The 17,522-nt window shown below is 74.7% G+C and carries 16 protein-coding genes; 8 read left to right on the forward strand and 8 right to left on the reverse strand.

Going from position 1 to position 17,522, the window contains the following annotated elements; all coding sequences use genetic code 11:
- The first annotated feature begins 21 nt into the window (after nucleotides 1-21).
- A complete protein-coding gene (locus ACI79T_RS20160; protein ID WP_456611871.1) occupies nucleotides 22-1,713 on the forward strand; it encodes a flavin monoamine oxidase family protein in 1,692 nt (563 codons plus the stop codon).
- Between the two features lie 185 nt (nucleotides 1,714-1,898).
- Nucleotides 1,899-2,165: a GlsB/YeaQ/YmgE family stress response membrane protein gene (locus ACI79T_RS20165; RefSeq protein WP_456611872.1), complete on the forward strand. Its 267-nt coding sequence runs from the start codon at nucleotides 1,899-1,901 to the stop codon at nucleotides 2,163-2,165.
- Nucleotides 2,166-2,226: 61 nt separating this feature from the next.
- On the opposite strand, the gene ACI79T_RS20170 is transcribed toward ACI79T_RS20165, so the two are convergent.
- Nucleotides 2,227-3,540, reverse strand: a complete 1,314-nt coding sequence (locus tag ACI79T_RS20170; RefSeq protein WP_456611873.1) for a class I SAM-dependent methyltransferase — start codon at nucleotides 3,538-3,540, stop codon at nucleotides 2,227-2,229.
- A 186-nt stretch (nucleotides 3,541-3,726) separates the two neighbouring features.
- On the opposite strand from ACI79T_RS20170, the gene ACI79T_RS20175 reads away from it, so the two are divergent.
- Complete coding sequence (locus ACI79T_RS20175) at nucleotides 3,727-4,392, forward strand: hypothetical protein (protein ID WP_456611874.1); 666 nt, start codon at nucleotides 3,727-3,729, stop codon at nucleotides 4,390-4,392.
- 17 nt (nucleotides 4,393-4,409) lie between these two features.
- On the opposite strand, the gene ACI79T_RS20180 is transcribed toward ACI79T_RS20175, so the two are convergent.
- Both ACI79T_RS20180 and ACI79T_RS20185 read right to left on the reverse strand, forming a co-directional pair.
- The gene (locus tag ACI79T_RS20180) at nucleotides 4,410-5,585 is read right to left on the reverse strand and encodes an AI-2E family transporter (RefSeq protein ID WP_456611875.1); all 1,176 of its coding nucleotides are present in this window, start codon (nucleotides 5,583-5,585) and stop codon (nucleotides 4,410-4,412) included.
- 278 nt (nucleotides 5,586-5,863) lie between these two features.
- Nucleotides 5,864-6,199, reverse strand: a complete 336-nt coding sequence (locus tag ACI79T_RS20185) for a hypothetical protein (protein WP_456611876.1) — start codon at nucleotides 6,197-6,199, stop codon at nucleotides 5,864-5,866.
- Nucleotides 6,200-6,387: 188 nt separating this feature from the next.
- Between ACI79T_RS20185 and ACI79T_RS20190 the strand changes: the two genes are divergently transcribed.
- Both ACI79T_RS20190 and ACI79T_RS20195 read left to right on the forward strand, forming a co-directional pair.
- On the forward strand, nucleotides 6,388-7,665 hold the full coding sequence (locus ACI79T_RS20190) for a phospholipase D-like domain-containing protein (RefSeq protein WP_456611877.1): 1,278 nt from the start codon (nucleotides 6,388-6,390) through the stop codon (nucleotides 7,663-7,665).
- A 98-nt stretch (nucleotides 7,666-7,763) separates the two neighbouring features.
- Complete coding sequence (locus tag ACI79T_RS20195) at nucleotides 7,764-9,326, forward strand: molybdopterin-dependent oxidoreductase (RefSeq protein ID WP_456611878.1); 1,563 nt, start codon at nucleotides 7,764-7,766, stop codon at nucleotides 9,324-9,326.
- Here the strand turns inward: ACI79T_RS20195 and ACI79T_RS20200 are convergent.
- From ACI79T_RS20200 to ACI79T_RS20220, 5 genes are all read right to left on the reverse strand, one after another.
- Nucleotides 9,293-10,213 carry an alpha/beta fold hydrolase gene (locus tag ACI79T_RS20200; protein ID WP_456611879.1) on the reverse strand — a complete coding sequence of 307 codons (921 nt, stop codon included), beginning with the start codon at nucleotides 10,211-10,213 and terminating at the stop codon, nucleotides 9,293-9,295. The two genes, ACI79T_RS20195 and ACI79T_RS20200, sit on opposite strands and share 34 nt — an antisense overlap.
- 53 nt (nucleotides 10,214-10,266) lie before the next feature.
- The gene (locus tag ACI79T_RS20205; RefSeq protein ID WP_456611880.1) at nucleotides 10,267-11,757 is read right to left on the reverse strand and encodes a phosphatase PAP2 family protein; all 1,491 of its coding nucleotides are present in this window, start codon (nucleotides 11,755-11,757) and stop codon (nucleotides 10,267-10,269) included.
- An 88-nt stretch (nucleotides 11,758-11,845) separates the two neighbouring features.
- The gene (locus ACI79T_RS20210) at nucleotides 11,846-12,244 is read right to left on the reverse strand and encodes a hypothetical protein (RefSeq protein ID WP_456611881.1); all 399 of its coding nucleotides are present in this window, start codon (nucleotides 12,242-12,244) and stop codon (nucleotides 11,846-11,848) included.
- Nucleotides 12,241-12,792, reverse strand: a complete 552-nt coding sequence (locus tag ACI79T_RS20215) for a hypothetical protein (RefSeq protein WP_456611882.1) — start codon at nucleotides 12,790-12,792, stop codon at nucleotides 12,241-12,243. Before ACI79T_RS20215 ends, ACI79T_RS20210 begins: the two co-directional genes overlap by 4 nt.
- Nucleotides 12,789-14,852: a PEP/pyruvate-binding domain-containing protein gene (locus tag ACI79T_RS20220; RefSeq protein ID WP_456611883.1), complete on the reverse strand. Its 2,064-nt coding sequence runs from the start codon at nucleotides 14,850-14,852 to the stop codon at nucleotides 12,789-12,791. The genes ACI79T_RS20215 and ACI79T_RS20220 overlap by 4 nt, the downstream gene beginning before the upstream one ends.
- A gap of 113 nt (nucleotides 14,853-14,965) precedes the next feature.
- Here ACI79T_RS20220 and ACI79T_RS20225 point away from each other — a divergent pair, with 113 nt between their 5' ends.
- Genes ACI79T_RS20225 through ACI79T_RS20235 form a run of 3 tightly spaced genes read left to right on the forward strand, consistent with a single transcriptional unit; the run spans nucleotide 14,966 to nucleotide 17,441 of the window.
- A complete protein-coding gene (locus ACI79T_RS20225) occupies nucleotides 14,966-16,219 on the forward strand; it encodes a cation:proton antiporter (protein WP_456611884.1) in 1,254 nt (417 codons plus the stop codon).
- Entirely contained in the window at nucleotides 16,216-17,022 is an 807-nt protein-coding gene (locus ACI79T_RS20230) for a TIGR02587 family membrane protein (protein ID WP_456611885.1), read from the forward strand. Before ACI79T_RS20225 ends, ACI79T_RS20230 begins: the two co-directional genes overlap by 4 nt.
- An 11-nt stretch (nucleotides 17,023-17,033) precedes the next feature.
- Nucleotides 17,034-17,441 carry a TIGR02588 family protein gene (locus ACI79T_RS20235; RefSeq protein ID WP_456611886.1) on the forward strand — a complete coding sequence of 136 codons (408 nt, stop codon included), beginning with the start codon at nucleotides 17,034-17,036 and terminating at the stop codon, nucleotides 17,439-17,441.
- The last annotated feature ends 81 nt before the right edge of the window (nucleotides 17,442-17,522 follow it).

The raw sequence follows: 17,522 nt of genomic DNA on the forward strand, positions 1-17,522 counted from the left end.
GGCCGGGAGGAAGGACCCGCGATGCCGATCGGTCCCGGTCACGAGGCCGGTCAGGACGACGATCGACCGCCGGTCACGATCTTCGGCCCGGACTTCCCGTTCCCGTTCGACGACTGGATCAGGCACCCGGCGGGCCTCGGTGCCGTTCCTCCCGAGCGGCAGGGCGAGGAGGTCGCCATCGTCGGCGCCGGGATCTCCGGCCTGGTCGCGGCGTACGAGCTGATGAAGCTCGGGCTGAAGCCGGTCCTCTACGAGGCCTCCCAGATGGGCGGCCGGTTGCGATCGGCGCGGTTCGAGGGAGCGCCGGAAGAGGTCGTCGCCGAGCTGGGCGGCATGCGGTTCCCCGTGTCGTCGACCGCCTTCTACCACTACGTCGACCTGCTCGGCCTGGAGACCAGACCGTTCCCCAACCCGCTGACACCGGCGTCCGGCAGCACGGTCGTCGACATCGAGGGGGAGACCCACTACGCGGAGTCCTCCGAGGCGCTGCCGCCGCTCTTCCGTGAGGTCGCGGCGGCGTGGGCGGACGCCCTGGGGACCGTGGGCTTCGCCGAGATCCAGGACGCGATCCGGGCGCGCGACGTCCCGACGCTGAAGGCGCTCTGGAACGAGCTGGTCCCGCTGTGGGACGACCGCACCTTCTACGACTTCATCGCGAGCTCGGATGCGTTCTCCCGGCTGTCGTTCCACCACCGGGAGGTCTTCGGGCAGGTCGGCTTCGGCACCGGCGGGTGGGACTCCGACTTCCCGAACTCGATGCTCGAGATCTTCCGCGTCGTGATGACGAACTGCGACGAGGACCAGCGCTTCGTCGTCGGCGGGGTGGAGCAGGTGCCGTGGGGACTGTGGCAGCACGCCCCCGCCGAGCTCGCGCACTGGCCCGCCGGGACGACGCTCGCGAAGCTGCACTCCGGGGGGCCGCGGGCCGGCGTCGCCGCCATCGCCCGGGACGCCGACGGGACCTTCGCCATCACGGATGCCTGGGGCCACGTCGCCCGCTACCCGGCGGTGCTCGTCACCTGCCAGAGCTGGCTCCTCACGACGCAGATCGACTGCGACGAGAGCCTCTTCTCGCAGAAGCTGTGGACGGCGCTGGACCGCACCCGGTACATGCAGTCGTCGAAGACCTTCGTGATGGTCGACCGGCCGTTCTGGAAGGACAAGGACCCCGAGACCGGCCGCGACGTCATGAGCATGACCCTCACCGACCGGCTCACCCGCGGCACGTACCTGTTCGACCACGGCGACGACCTGCCCGGCGTCATCTGCCTGACGTACTCGTGGATGAGCGACGCGCTGAAGATGCTTCCGTACCCGGTGGACCAGCGCGTGCGCCTCGCACTCGGCGCCCTGAAGAAGATCTATCCCGACGTCGACATCGCGCAGCACATCATCGGTGACCCCATCACCGTCTCCTGGGAGGCGGACGCGCACTTCCTCGGCGCCTTCAAGGGCGCCCTGCCCGGGCACTACCGGTACAACCGGCGGATGTACGCCCACTTCGTGCAGGACGACCTACCGGCCGAGCAGCGGGGGATCTTCCTGGCCGGTGACGACGTGTCGTGGACGCCGGCCTGGGTGGAGGGCGCCGTGCAGACCTCGCTCAACGCGGTCTGGGGCATCCTGCGGCACTTCGGCGGCGGTACCCATCCGCAGAACCCCGGCCCCGGCGACTCGTTCGCCGAGCTGGGCCCGATCGCACTCCCGGACTAGGCGCCCCGGCCCGCCGTCCCGGCCGCGTCCTCGCATCGACGAGGAGCGCGGACCGTCCCGGTCCGGTCGACCGTCCGGGTGATGCCGGGTCAACGGCGGTGCGGTGGGTATGGGGTGCCACCGACCACCGCGAACCCGGCGACCGCCGGGCACCGACCTCGCCGGTGGGACGAAGGAGTGACACCGTGATCGGATTTCTCGTGGCCGGCCTCATCATCGGGGCGCTCGCCCGCCTGATCGTCCCGGGCAAGCAGCGCCTCGGCATCCTCGCCACCCTGGCGCTCGGCCTGGTGGGGTCGCTGATCGGCGGCCTGATCGCCCAGTTCCTCGGGACCGGCGACATCTGGGAGCTCAACGTCCTCGGCTTCGTGCTGGCGGTCGTGGCGGCGGTGGCGCTGATCGGTGTCGGGGAGGCGCTGACCGGCAGGTCGAGGCGGGACGCCGTCCGCTGACCCGGCCGGGGGGTGCCGCCCGCGCGGCGACGGCCGCAGGCCGGTCACGACGGGCGGCCCATCAGGTGGGGCCGGCGTCGTCATCCCGGCCTCGGCCCACCGCACGGCCGCTCCAGTCCGGCCGGAGCAGCGGGAGACGGCTGTCCCCGCCCGGTCGCACCGCCAGGACCTGGTTCACGCCCGCGCGGTGCCGTTCGAAGGCCAGTGCCGATCCCGCGAGGTAGAGCCGCCACACCCGGGCCCGTCCCGGTGAGGACGCCGCCACCGCCTCCGCCCAGTGCTCCTCGAGGTTGCGCACCCAGGCCCGGCAGGTCAGCGCATAGTGCCGGCGGAGCGCCTCGGTGTCGCACACCTCGAAGCCGGCCTCCTCCAGCACCTGGACGTGGGTGGCCAGCGGCTGCAGCTCGCCGTCGGGGAAGACGTACCGCGTGAGGAACGACCCCGGATCGGGGCGGTCCGGGCCGGCCGCAGGCCCGCGGGCGATCGCGTGGTTCAGCAGCCTCCCGCCGGGACGCAGCAGGTCGTGCAGCCGGGCGGCGTAGGCCGGCAGCTGGGCGCGGCCGACGTGCTCGGCCATCCCGACCGAGGCGATCGCGTCGAACGGCCCGTCGTGGACCTCGCGGTAGTCCTGCAGCCGGATCTCGACGAGGTCGGCAACCCCGGCGTCGGTGATGCGCCGGCGGGCCAGCTCCGCCTGCGCCGCGGAGATGGTCACGCCGACCACCGAGACGCCGTAGCGGGACGCCGCGTGCAGGGCGAGCGAGCCCCAGCCGCAGCCGACGTCGAGCAGCCGCATCCCCGGTGAGAGCCCGAGCTTGCGGCAGACCAGGTCGAGCTTGGCCTCCTGTGCCTGCTCCAGCGTCGCACCGGGCTCGGGGAAGTAGGCGCAGCTGTAGACGAGCGAGGGGCCCAGGAGCAACCGGTAGAAGTCGTTGCCGACGTCGTAGTGGTGGCTGATCGCGTGCCGGTCGCGGTGCAGCGAGTGCCGGATGCCCCGCATCCGGGCCTCCTCCGGCGGCGGTGACGGGGGCGGTCCCAGGACGCCGAGCCTCAGCAGGGGGCCGGCCAGCCGGGTCAGCGTCCGCCGGTCCAGGCGCAGATCCGGCCGGGACGGCAGGTCGTCGGGGAAGCTCAGCGCCGCGTACAGGTCCCCTTCGATGTCGAGGTCGCCGCTGACGTAGGCCCGGGCGAGCCCCAGTTCCCCGGGCGCCAGCACCAGGCGGCGCAGCGCCTTCCGGTCGCGCACGACCAGGGTGGGGGCTCCCTCGACGACGCGCTCGGAACCGTCCCAGCAGCGCACCGACAAGGGGAGCGGTGCGCCCAGCAGGAGGGTGCCGAGCTCGTCGACCAGCTGACTCGCGCCCTGGTGCGCCATTCCTCCACCCTGGCAGAACCCACGCCGTCGCCGCGACGCCTTTCGCCCTGGCACCCTCGGGACGACGTCCGGGTTGCGACCTGGTCTCGAAGGGCCTGGTCGGGGATCCGGGTGCAGGGTGAGGGGTAGTCGGGGGGACGGTCCTGATCGGGGTGTGCCGTGCCCCGTCCGAGCGGAGGAGAGGTCATGCGCACCCAGCCAGCGACGTGCACCGGGCGCCGGGTGGCCGCCACCAGAGCCGTGCTGGCCGTGGCTCTCGCGGTGGGAGGGCTGTCCGCCTGCGGGGAGGACGCCCCCGGGCCGACGACCGATCCGGCGGCGGAGGAGATCGAGGAGCTGCGGGAGGACATCGGGGCGCTCCGGGAGCGCGTCGACGCCCTGGAGGAGCAGGCCCGGGCGGACGCCGGGACGGGTGACGAACCGCCGGCCGACGGCGGTGAGCAGCCCGGCGAGGACGGGACGGCCGGCGGCGGGGGAGCAGGGCAGTCGTCCGAGGACCCCGCCGGCGTGTTCTCGGACCCCGAGTCGCTGATCGGGCAGGACGTCACCGTGACCGCCGAGGTCTCCGGCCTCATCGCGGTGAGCGCGGTGGGGGCCGCCTTCCGGCTCGCCGACGGGAACGGGAACACCGTCAGCGTGATCATGGTGACCCCGCCGGCCGATCTGGAGGTCGGCGACGTCCTGCGGGTGACCGGCCCCGTCGTCCGGGTCCAGCGGGACGGCTTCGAGTCCGACTTCGGCATCTCCGCGGAGGCGCTGGTCGAGGACCCCGACGCCTTCTTCGGCGACGTCGCGGGGGAGTTCGCCATCGCGGCGCGCGAGACCGAGATGGTGCGGCAGCCCGCAGGCTGAGGCCGCTCCCGGTGCGGCTACCCGACTCCGGCACCGGCCGCCGGTGCGTGCGCCGGGTGCTCCAGGACGGGTCCGGGCGTCGGGTCGGGCAGCGGGTTGTCGCGCACGTAGTTCAGGACCCGGTAGGCGACCGCCACGAGCGGCACCGCCAGCAGCGCTCCGGCGAGCCCCCAGAGCAGCGTTCCGGCGGTCACCGCCAGGAGGACGACGGTCGGGTGCAGTCGCAGCGCCCGGCCGACGATGAGCGGGTGCAGGATGTTGCCCTCCACCTGCTGCACCACCAGGACGACGATCAGCACGATCACCGCATCCGTGACGCCGTTGGTCACGAGCGTGACCAGCACGGCCACGGCCCCGCTCACCGTCGCGCCGAACAACGGCACGAAGGCGCCGATGAAGGTCAGCAGGGTGAGGGACGCCCACAGCGGCACCCCGAGGATCAGCAGGGCAGCGCCGATGCCCACCGCGTCGATGATCGCGACCACGATCACCCCGCGCACGTACCGGGACAACGTGCCCCAGGCCGCGGCCCCCGCGCCCTCGACCTGGTCCCGCCGCCGGGCCGGGACGAGCCGCAGCACCCACCCCCACATCGCCGCCCCGTCCTTGAGCAGGAAGAAGGTCAGGAAGGCGACCAGGATGACGGCGGCGAGGCTGTAGAGCGCCATGCTGGCCGCGGCCGTCGGTTCGGGCGCGAGCCGGAAGATGCGATCGACCACGGCGTTCCGGGCCTCGGTGACCTGTTGCGGGTCCAGGCCCAGCGGCCCCTCGATCAGCCACACCCGGATCCGGTCGATGCCCGCGGCCAGGGGCCGGGTGAGGTTCCGCATCTGGTCGGCGGCGCGGAACCCGATGAGGAAGCCCGCACCGACCAGGACGCCGAGGAGCATCAGGACCGACAGCAGCGCCGCGAGCGCTCGGGGGAGTCCCCGGTCGCAGAGCCACCGGGCGATCGGCTGGACGATGGCGGTCAGCAGCATCGCGACGGCGACGGCCACCGTCACCAGCGGCAGCCGGAGCAGGAACCAGAACAGCAGCCAGCCGATCCCGGCCAGCGCCAGCAGGGCAGCGCTGACGACGAGGGTGCGGACCGCCCACGCCGGTGCGGTCTGCAGCCCGGCGGTGGTGGGACGGCCGTCCTGCGCTGCGACGACGGTCGCGGCACCGGCGGGGCAGGCAGGGTCCTCCCGCACCGCGCTCGCCCCGCGTCTGGACCACCAGTTCACCGCAGCCATCCCGTCCGCACCGAAGGTTCTCCGATCATGGTCGTCCGGCCCGTCGGTCAGGCCGGACACCGGCGGGCATGTCCGCATCCTCGGTCACCCGGGCCGTCCCGGCCGGACGAGGGGCCGCGGCGACGGCGCCGAGCCGCCCGCGACCGGGGGATCCGCCGCCTGCCGACCACCCGAACGGGTCACTCGCCGCGTCTCGGCCGGGGCAGCAGGTCGACGCGGCACCGCGGGCCCCGTGCCTAGAAGATCCCGACGACGAACCGTCCGGCGGTCCAGAGCCCCAGCATCGTCAGCGCGACGAGCAGCCCGAACGCCAGCCCGGCACCGGTCGCGGCGAGGCGGTCCCGCCAGGCCGGCGGGTCGGCTGCCCACGGCTGGGGCCGGGGCAGCGGGCGGGCGAGCCAGCGGGCGGCGTGCTCCTGCGAGCAGAAGTCGGCGTCCAGGAAGTCGAGTCCGCCGCCCTGGTCGTGCCGCGTCACCTCGAGGTGCAGCCAGGTGTCGCCACCGTCCACGTCCGCCCAGGGACTGCCGCACATCTCGCAGGCGGCCGCATCGGCGGGATCGACCGGAGGCACGCCCGGCACCGTAGCCGCGCACCTGCGGGCGTCCGGTGCGACGCACCGCGGTCGTGTGCGGACAGAGGGGAACGACGACCGGCCGGAGCCACGGTGTCGATCCGTTGACAGTGCCCGGCGGGCGGTTTCGCCGCGGGTGGGGCGGACACGGTGGCTGCGGACCGACCTGCCGACCGAGAGGAGGGGCCGTGCCTGCCGGACGTGCGGTGGAGGGGGCGGCGACCCCGGCCGGGATGCGCGCGGAGGCGCGGGCTGACCGGACGGCCACCGGAGCGGGTCCCCGGCGGGTGCTCGAGAACCTGGTCGGTGTCCCGTTCACCGAGGGCAACCGGATCGACGTCCTGAAGGACGGCGCGCAGACCTTCCCGGCGCTGCTGGCCGCCGTCGCCGCGGCCCGGCGGACCGTCGACCTGCTCTGGTTCGCATGGCGCGGAGGCGAGATCTCCCACGAGCTCGCCGGGGCGCTGGCCGAGCGCGCCCGGGACGGGGTGCGGGTACGCGTCCTGCTCGACGGCTACGGGGGCAAGCACATCGACCGGGACGATCTGCACCGGCTGCAGGACGCCGACTGCACGGTGTTCTTCTACCGGCCGCTGCACACACCCCGGCTCAGCGTCTGGAACCTGCGCACGCACCGGCGGGTGCTGGTCTGCGACGACACGGTGGCGTTCACCGGTGGAACCGGCATCGACCGGGTGTGGACCGGCGACGGCCGGCACCCCGGGAGCTGGCGGGACACCGCGTTCCGCGTCGAGGGCCCCGCCGTCGCCGGGCTCAGGTCGGCGTTCGTGCAGGCCTGGATGCAGGCCCAGGTCCGCCTCGCGGGCGGTCTGGTGCTGGACGACGACCGGTTCCCCGAACTCCTCCCCGTGGGGCAGACCGCGGTGCAGGTGCTCCGTCCGCCGTCCCAGCCGGGCTGGAGCGAGGCGGCGATCGCGGTGTCCGCGCTCCTGCACTCCGCGCGGGACCACGTCCGGGTCACCACCCCCTACGTGCGGCTGCCGCGCTGGCTGCGGGAGCTGGTGCAGGGCACGGCCGAGCGGGGCGTGCAGGTCCAGCTGCTTGTCGCCGGCCCGCACGTCGAGCGGCCGTCGGTGCATCTGCAGGGCGAGCTCGACTTCCAGCCCCTGCTGGACTCCGGGGTGGAGATCTGGCGCTACCAGCCCTCGCTGCTGCACGCCAAGGTGGTGAGCGTCGACGGCACCGTCGCGATGGTCGGGACGGCGAACTTCGACACCCGGTCCCTGGCGCTCAACGAGCAGGTGTGCCTGCTGCTCGACGACCCGGCCGTGGTGTCCGTGCTCGACGCGCACTTCGCCGAGGACCTCGACGACAGCGAGCGCGTGGACCCGGAGCGGTGGCACGGGCGGGGCCTCCGGCGACGTGCCCTGGAGGTGGCCTCCGACGTCGTCGGCCGGCCGTTGCGCGGCTGGGGCGCCGCCGGTCTGGCCGGCCGCCGGCCCTGACCCCCGGTCGGCAGGCTCCGTGACGATCCGGCGACGAAGCCCTGCCGGCCGGTGTCCGGCCGGGTGCGACGGGACATCATCATGTTGTGTCCCAGGTAGTGCGATCGACGGACGGACCGGCGGCCGGGCTGCGCCCGGGCAGCCGGGGTGGCGCGGCGCTGGCCGGGGTGGCGGCGGTGGCCGTGGCCCTCGGCGTCGCCGAACTCGTCGCAGGGCTGATCCCGCGCGCACCCTCGCTGGTCATCGCGGTGGGGGACGCCGTCGTCGACAGCGTCCCCGGCTCCGTGGAGCAGTGGGCCATCGCGACGCTGGGCGAGGCCGACAAGCCGGTGCTCATCGGCGGCATCCTGGTCGTCTCGGCGCTGCTGGCGGTCGCGGTCGGCCTGCTCGCCCGCCACCGGTTCGTCCTGGGCGCCGCCTGCATCGCCCTGTTCGCCGCACTCGGGGTGGTGGCCGCGCTGGCCGACGACCGCAACCCCGTCCTCCTCACCCTCCTCGTCGGGGTGCTCGGCGCCGCCGCCGGCATCGGGCTCCTGCACCTGCTGGTCACGGTCATGCGCCGCCCGCCGGTACCGGCCGCCGAGGAGACGCCGCTGAGTGACGTCGACCGGCGCCGCTTCCTCGCCGTGACGGGTGGTGCCACCGTCCTCGGCGTGCTCGCCGGCGTCGGCGGCCACCTGCTGTCCGGTCGGGAGCGGCTCGACGAGCTGCGCGCTGCGATCCGGCTGCCCGTCCCCGTCCGTCAGGCGGGACCCGTGCCGGCCGGCGCGGACCTCGAGATCCCGGGGCTCACCCCGCTGTTCATCCCGAACGAGGACTTCTACCGGATCGACACCGCGCTGCGCGTGCCGGTCGTCGACCCCGACACCTGGCAGCTGGAGATCCGCGGGATGGTCGACAACCCGTTCACGCTGACCTACGCCGACCTCATGGAGCTGCCGCAGATCGAGGCGGACATCACCATCGCGTGCGTCTCCAACGAGGTGGGTGGCGACCTGGTCGGCAATGCGCGCTGGCAGGGCGTGCCACTGAGGGCGCTGCTGGACCGGGCCGGTCTGCAGCGCGGCGCGACCCAGCTCGTCGGCCGCTCCGTCGACGGCTTCACCGCCGGCTTCCCGGTGCTGACCGCGCTCGACGTCGAGGACGCCATGGTCGCCGTCGCGATGAACGGCGAACCGCTGCCGGCCGAGCACGGCTTCCCGGCCCGGCTCGTGGTGCCCGGCCTGTACGGCTACGTGTCGGCGACCAAGTGGCTCTCGGCCATCGAGCTCACCGACTGGGACGTCGACGGCTACTGGATCCCGCGCGGCTGGGCCAAGGACGGGCCGGTCAAGACGCAGGCGCGCATCGACGTCCCCGCTGGTCGGGTCACCGCCGGGCGGCGGCCCATCGCCGGCGTGGCGTGGGCCCCCACCCGGGGCATCGAGCGGGTCGAGGTGCGCATCGACGACGGGCCCTGGCAGGAGGCCCAGCTGGCCGACCCCTACGACGTCGACGTCTGGCGGCAGTGGTTCCTGGAGTGGGACGCCACCCCCGGCACGCACGTGATCACCGCCCGCGCCACGGACGGACTGGGCGAGGTGCAGACCGATCAGCGCACCCCCGTCGCGCCGGACGGCGCCGCGGGCTACCCGGTCACGGAGGTCGTCGTCGGGACCTGATCCCCGGCCCCGGCCGACCGGGCCCGGGTGATCCGGTCGGCCCACCGGCGGACCTGCTCGACGACCACGTCCGGCTGGGTCAGCGGCAGCATGTGGCCGGCGCCCGGGACCGTGAACAGCTCACCGTCGGGCAGCGCGGCCAGCAGCCGCCGGGCCTCGTCGTTCGGGACCTCCGGGTCGCGGCTGCCGTGCACGATCAGCGTCGGCACGGTGAGACCGGGAGCGTGGCGGACGCTGTCGTGCGCCAGACCGGCCAGGGAGGTGCCCGCCAGGGCCAGCGGCCGGGTGGCGAGGAAGTCGTCCCGCATCCGCTCCACGGACTCCTGCGGCTCGCCCGGTGCGAAGGCGAAGTGCCGGATGGCGCGGTCGGACACCACTCGCACGGGCCGCAGCCGCCGGCCGATCCGGGCACCGGAGCGCAGCAGGGCGAACCAGGCCGAACGCAGCCGGGCACGTGCCCACGGCGGCAGGTTCCGCGCCGGGAAGCCGGGCGCCGTGACGCCGGCGCCCCCGGATCCGACGAAGACCGCCCCGGCGATCCGGCCGTCCCCGCAGCCGTCGACGTGCCGCAGCAGGATCCCCCCACCCAGGCTGTGGGCGACGACGACGGCGGAGCCACCGTCCGGGACCACGGCGTCGAGCACGGCGGACAGGTCCTGGGCGTGCGCGCCGAGGCTGTAGCTGCCCGACCGGGCGTCGCCGCTCTGCGCGTGCCCGCGCAGGTCGTAGGCCACGACCCGGAAGTCCGCGGCGAGCCGCTCGGGAACCTCGCCCCAGGAGTCGGCGGACATCCCGAGCCCGTGCGCCAGCACCAGCAGCGGGGCGTCCTCCGGCCCCCACGTGTAGAGCGCCAGGCGGGTTCCGTCGAACGAGGTCACGTCGGTCATGGCCGGAGGACTACCCCCTGCCGACGCCGGGCGCCGTGTCGTTGTGGTGACAGTCACCGCCGCGTTCCCCGCTCCGCGGAGACCGACCGGGGGTACCGGACCTGGTCGGCCACCCCGGGCAGCAGGTACCGGGCGCAGACGAGCACCCACACCGTGCCCAGCACCAGCCCGGCGAGCACGTCGGTCGGGTAGTGCGCCGCGACGTAGATGCGCGACAGGGCCACGGCCGGGGCCACGAGCACCGGCACCGAGAGCACCGCCCACCGCCAGCGGCTCCGGGCCAGCGTGATGACGAGCGCGGCCAGGCCGCCGTAGAGGGCCACCGCGGCGGCCACGTGGCCCGACGGCCAGCTCGCCGCGGTCACGAGACCGGAGGTCAGGTCCGCCACGGGCGGGCGCATGCGGTCCACCGTGCGGGAGACGACGAAGTAGATGCCGAGCTCCCCGAGCACGGTGACGAGGACGAAGACCACCGGTCGCCAGCTGGCGGTGATCGCGAGCGCCACCACGGCGAGGGAGAGCGACACCGCGATGAACGCGCGCGTTCCCGACAGCGTCCCGACCGCGGTCGCGATGTCGGTCAGCGTGGGTGTCCGCAGGTCCACGACGCCCTGTGCGACCTGCCGGTCGAAGCGGCCGAGGGCGGTGTCGCCGAGCACCGCGGTGACCAGCAACCCGAGCATGATCAGCACCACGGAGAGCGCGGCGGCGGCGACCAGCAGCCCGGTCACGGTGCGGCGGCCGGCCGGCAGCGCGGCCTGGCGGGAGGGCGCCAGGTGGGGGGCGTCGTGGGGGTCGACGTCCAGCGGGTCCAGCGGCTCCGCCGGCCGCTGGTGGTGGTCGTGCTGCCAGCCGCGGAAGGCCGCCGTGGTGACCGCCAGCAGCCCCACCCCCAGGGCCCAGCCGGCGAGGACGTCCGTGACGAAGTGGACGCCGAGGGCCAGCCGGGTGAAGCCGACCGCGACGGTGATCAGCAGCGCCGCGGCGATGATCCAGGGCCGGGTGCGGCGCTGCACGGCGGGCAGGACCAGCATCGCCAGCATGACGAAGGTGACCAGCGAGAGGGTGGCGTGGCCGCTGGGGAAGCTGGCGTTGGACGGCAGCTCGTTGACCGGGGTCTCCACCACCGGCCGCGCCCGCCCGATCAGCGCCTTGGTCAGCGGGACCAGGACCGCCATCCCGACGCCGGTGGTCACGACGAACGCGGCCAGCCGGCGCTGACCACGGATCAGCAGGAAGACGGTCGTCAGCGTGAACAGCAGGATCACCGCGGCGTTCCCGCCGAGGTCGGTGACCACCCGGAGCACGCTGACGAGCGCGGAGGAGTCGCTGACGACCGAGTTCAGGTCGGCGGCCACCTCGCCGTCCAGCGACGCGAGGGGCGACCACTCCTGCTGCACCAGCAGCATCAGCAGCAGGAACGGGACCGCTCCCACCAGCAGGGCGACCAGCCCGAGCGCGGCGCGCGCCCCGAACCGGCCGCCGCCTGCGGTGCCGTCGGGGGCCCGCCGTTCTGCGTCCTCGTGCTGCGCGACCCGGCTCATGACGACTGCACGTACCCGCCCGGCGGAGGGGGCAACGGCCGCCCACCCGACGATCGCGTTACGGCATCCCCGGTGCAGGCCGCCCGCGTCACCGGGTGGAGTCCCCGCTCGCCGGCACGACGGTCTCCAGCAGCCGGACGTCGGCGAGCAGGTGCTGCACGCGGGTGTCGCTCAGGCACCCCCGGAGCTCGCGACGGTCGAACTCGTCCAGCCCGGGCCGCACGCGGAACGCGAACACCCCGTCCTCGACGGTCACGAAGGTGTCCTCGACGACGTCGGCGTTGACCAGCAGCCGGCAGGTGCTGACCAGGCCGCGGGCCATCTCCTCGCGGACGGCCGCGTCCTCGCGCACGGCGACGGCGAGCACCACGTCGGTGTAGGAGCCCTCGGGCTGAGGGACCTCCACGGTCATCAGCTCGCCGCGCAGGAACCAGATGCCGAGGCCGGCCAGGACGGCGACGGCCACCCCGGCGACCACCCGCTTCACCGGAGGGCCCTCGTGGCGGCCGGGCCCAGCAGCACCCGCAGGGAGGCGTCGTCGGCGCAGTCGTCGGCGCCGGCCAGCAGCTCGGCGTCGGTCGGGACCAGCGAGGTGACCGGGAAGGCGATCGCCGCCAGGTCGCTCGCGAGCTGCTCCTCCACGCCGGCGCGGGCGGAGTTGCCGGCCACGCGCTCGATCAGCCAGGCGATGCCGGAGACGATGAACCCACCGCCGAGGAGCACCGGGATGAAGATGTGCGTGCGGTCGAGCGCGTCGGGGGAGAGCCACCGGAAGGGCCGGGTCTCCACCGGAGCGGCGCGGAGGCGCTCCAGCGCGCCGGGCGGCCGCTGCTCCCCGGCGAGGGACCGCAGGCGCTCGTCCATCGCCGTCATCCGGCGGAGGACCAGCGCGGTGCACAGGCCGATCAGGGTGGCGACGAAGAGGGTGCCCACCAGGAGGGCGCGGTGCCACTCCCACCGGTAGATGTAGACGAACAGGTAGGCGCCCGAGGCGATCAGCGCCACGACGCCGACGAGCCAGCTCAGCTTCTTCACGACGACTCCTCATCCACGGCACCGGTGTCGCCGTCGACGCGGACGGTCGTCCCCGGCGGGAACTGCTCCAGCGCACCGGAGAACCCCACCACGGTGGGGACGCCGGACTCGCGCGCCAGGATCGCCAGGTGCGCCAGCACGCTGCCGGTCTCGGCGACCAGACCGGCCAGTCGCGGCAGCACCGGGGCGAGCGACGGGTCGAGGGTCCGCACCACGAGCACGGCACCGTCCGGTGGGTTCTCGCCGTGGTGCACCGGCCCGGTGCCGGAGCCGCCACCCGCGCCGGTCCCGCCGGAGGTCCCCGTGACCGGCACCGGCCGGCCGGTGTCGCTCACGCGGAACCGCGCGGGCAGCGGCTCGCCCGGTTCCTCGAGCTGCGGCCGGAGCGCCTGGTCCGGGGTGTGCACGGCGGCGGCGAGATCCGCCAGCCGGAGACCTCGCACCTGCTCGGCGTCACCCAGCCGGCCGGCCGCGGTCAGCCGTTCCCCGAGCGTCCACGCCGCCCGGGCGCTCACCTCCTGGAGCCAGCGCACCCGCAGCCGCAGCGCCTCGCGGAGCAGACCCGCGTCGGTCCCGTCGCCCGGTGGCGCGCTGTCGGGTGCCGCCACGTCGGGCGGCAGCTGGGGCGCAGCGCAGATGCGCGGTGCGGCGAGCGCCAGCACGACCGGGTTGGCCGCGACGATCTCCGCGTCGGTCAGCCCGGCCTGCCGGGACCGGGCGAGCACCCGCAGCGCCGCACTCACCCCGGTCAGCCGGGGGGCGGCCGGGTCCACGAGCATCCCCATGAGCACCTCGTGCGCGTGCACCGAGCGCAGGGCCGGCTGCACGCGGTGCAGCACGGCGACCAGCTGGCGGTCCGACAGCGCGCCGAGCGGCGGCACGCCGCCGAGCACGTGGTCGGTGGACTCCAGGACGTCCTGCGCCAGCAGGGGCAGCGCGGAGCGCAGCCGGCCCACCCGCCAGGAGGCGCGGAGCCGGCGCAGGCGTGGCCGGGGATCGAGCCGCTCCCGCAGCCGCGGCGCCTCCGGGCGGTTCTCGAGCAGGTCGAGGTCGACGGCCGGCCAGCCGCCCAGGACGGTGACCAGCGGGGAGTCGTCGACGGCGGCCTGGTCCGCGGTGCCCGCGAGCAGCAGGGCGTGCCGCAGCGCCTCGCGCAGCGGCGGCATCCACAGGTCGGCCTCCAGCGGCTGCAGCGGCTCCGGGAACGTCTCGGCCACCGGCCCGGGCCCGAGCACCGGCCCGACGGGGCGACCGCGCGCCTCCGCGGTGACCGGGCGGCTCTGCAGCAGCCGGAGGTGTCCCCGCTCGTCGAAGGCCCACTCGACGTCCTGCGGGCCGCCGAAGACCCGGGCGGTCCGGCGGGCCAGGTCGGCCAGCGCCTGCAGCTGGGCGCGGCGCAGCCGGACGCCGCCGTCGCCCCGGGTGACGTCGGTCCGGCGACCGGACCGGTCGAGCTCGTACCGGTCCCCGTTCACCTCGCCGCTCACCAGCCGGTCGGGGCCGCCGGTCACCGCGGCGACGACCAGCCGGTCCTCCCGGCCGGAGACCGGGTCGATGCCGAAGAGCACCCCGCCGCTGCGGGCGTCCAGCAGCGGCTGGACCAGGACGGCGAGCGGTTCCCGGCCGGTCAGGGTGTCCGACCCCGCCGCCGCCGTCCCGCGGGAGGCGATGACGACGTCCACCGCGCGGCGGAACTCCTCGGGGCCGTCCACCCCGACCACCGACTCGAACCGGCCGGCCATCGACGAGTCGCCGAGGTCCTCGACCGTCGAGCTGCTCCGCACGACCAGCGACCGCCGCCCGTCGCCGGTGAGCTCCCGCCAGGCGGCCAGCACGTCGTCCGGCAGCGGCGCGCCGTCGGCCAGCCGGTCCACGGCGGCGGTGGTGATCACGAAGCCGGGCACGATCGGCAGGCCCTCGGCGGCGGCGCGGGCGAGCGCCGAGGCCTTCGCGCCGGTCAGCCGGTCGTCGAGCGCGGCTCCGTCGTCGAGCGCCACGACCGAGCGGTCGTCGGTCAGCGGGGCGGCTCGGGAGCCCCCGTCGGTGGAGGTGGCGGACACCACCGGTGGGTTGCCAGGCGCTGTCGCCCACAACCGCCGTGTCACCCTTACCGGGGGTTTCGTCGGGAAACCGTCATGAGGTCGATGCGCAGGACCGGGGGTAGGGGACGGCTGTGGAGCTCCTTCTCGCCTTCGCGGTGCTGCTGTTCGCCGGAGTGCTGTTCTCCGGCCTCGCGAACCGCACCGTGCTGTCCACCGCCGTGCTCTTCCTGCTCGCCGGCTTCGTGCTCGGCGACGGCGTCACGGGGGTGCTGGCCCTGGAGCCGGGCGACGAGATCGTCGTGGGCCTGGCGGAGCTGGCGCTGTTCTCCGTGCTCTACACCGACGGCATGCGGGTCGGCTTCTCCGACCTGCGCAACGCGTGGCGGCTCCCGGGCCGCGCCTTGGTCCTCGGCATGCCGCTCACCTTCGGCGTCACCGCCCTGTTGGCCCACTACGTGGCCGGGCTGTCGTGGGTCCAGGCGATGCTGGTGGGTGCCGTGCTGGCGCCCACCGACCCGGTGTTCGCCTCGGCGATCGTGGGGCGCCCCGAGGTGCCCGGCCGGCTGCGCTCGCTGCTGAACGTGGAGAGCGGGCTCAACGACGGCCTGGCGCTGCCCGTCGTCCTGGTGCTGCTCTCGGTGCTGTCCCGGGACGAGGTGGACTACGGCTCGCTGGCCGGCGAGCTGGCGCTCGGCATCGCGCTGGGCTTCGCCGTCCCGGCGGTCGCGGTGCTGCTCATCCGCAGCCGCTTCACCTCCGCCACCCCGATGTACGCCGCGCTGGGCGGGCTGTCGATCGGGCTCGTGGTCCTGGCCCTGGCCAGCCTCACGCACGCCAACCTGTTCCTCGCCGCGTTCACCGCGGGCATCACGATCGCGACCTTCGCGCCGGACGTGGAGAAGTCGTTCTCGGAGTTCGGCGAACTGGTCACCGAGCTGCTCAAGCTCGCCGCCATCCTGGTGTTCGGTGCCCTGATCTCCCCGGCCTTCCTGGGCGAGATCCCGTGGAGCGGCTACCTGTTCGCCGTGCTCGCCCTGGTGCTCGCCCGGCCGCTGGCGATCGTGGTGGCGCTGGCGCGCAGCGGGCTGCCGGCCAGCGAGAAGGCGGTGGCGGCGTGGTTCGGCCCCAAGGGCTTCGCCTCGGTGGTCTACGGCTTGCTCATCCTGGACGCCGAGGTGCCCGGGGCGGACGCCATGTTCCACCTCGTCGCGCTGGTCATCTTCGCCTCGATCCTGGCGCACTCGTCGACCGACGTCCCGATCGCGCACGCCTTCGCCCGGGCCCAGGGCCGGCCCGAGCCGGACGCCCCGGGGCCGGGTGAGGAAGACCCGCCCGGCGCGGCGACGTCGGCCGGGGCCGGGCGTACGGGACCGGGTGCCGGGTGACCCGTACCGGCGACCACGAGCTGGCCAGGGGCGTCGGGCGGGCAGCCGGCGGGGCGCTGCTGTTCGCCCTGCCGCTGATGATGACGATGGAGCTCTGGCGGTTGGCGCACACGGTCGAGCGGTACCGGCTGGCGCTGCTCGTGGTGACGAGCGTCGTCCTGGTCGTCGGGCTCTCCCGGTACTTCGGCGCCGGGCCCGGCGGCGTCGGCGTGGGGGGCTACCTGGCCGACGCCGGGGTGGCCCTCCTGGTCGCCGCGGTCACGGCCGCGGTGGTGCTCGGGGTGCTGGGGGTCGTGGACCCGCTCCGCAACTGGCCGGACGCGCTGTCGGTGACCGCGATCGAGACCCTGCCGGCGGCCGTCGGTGCCTCCTACGCCCGCAGCCAGTTGGGGCGGGGCAGTCGGCGGCGGGCGCCCGGCCGGTACGGGCACGAGGTCTTCCTGATGGTCGCCGGCGCCGTCGTCTTCGCCGCGAACATCGCGCCGACCGAGGAGGTCGTGCTGATGGCCGCCCGGACCAGCACGGTGGCGACCGCGCTCCTCGTCGTCCTGAGCCTGATGGTGATGCACGGCTTCGTGTACACCGTCGGGTTCGCCGGTCAGGAGTCGTCCGCCGGCGGGTTCGTCCGGGCGTTCCTGACCCTGACGGTGGTCGGGTACGCGGCCGCCTTCGTCGTCTCCGCCTACGTGCTCTGGACCTTCGGCCGGTTCGACGGTGTGGGGCCGGCGACCGTCGTGGGCCTGACCGTCGTCCTGACCTTCCCGGCGAGCATCGGCGCCGCAGCAGCCCGGCTCATCCTGTGACGGAGGACGAGGTGGACGGAGCCCGGGAGCGGCCCGGCGAGCAGGAGCGGACGACGGCGGGGGAGTACGCCCTCGGTGCCCTCGGCGGGCTGCTGGTCCTGGTCCTGCTCGGCTTCCTGACCTACCAGGCGATCGCGGTCCGGGGCTCCGAACCGGAGCTCTCGGTCACCGTGACCGGGGTGGAGCCGCGCGGGGACGGCTGGGCGGTCGACTTCCGGGTCGAGAACCACGGTGGCCGGACGGCGGAGCAGCTGGAGGTCTCCGGCTCCCTGTCGCGGGACGGCCGCGAGGTGGAGGAGGCATCGACCACGATCGCCTACGTGCCACCGGAGAGCCGGCGCAGCGGTGCGCTCCTGTTCGCCGAGGACCCGCGCGACGGCCGGCTCGAGGTCCGTCCGTCGGGCTACGCCTCGCCATGAGTGCGCGTGGGGGGGGGGGGGGGGGGGGGGGGGGGGGGGGGGGGCCCCCTCCCGCGGGGACCGCCGGCGGGCGCGGGGGCG

The organism is Blastococcus sp. SYSU DS0619 (genome assembly GCF_054051035.1).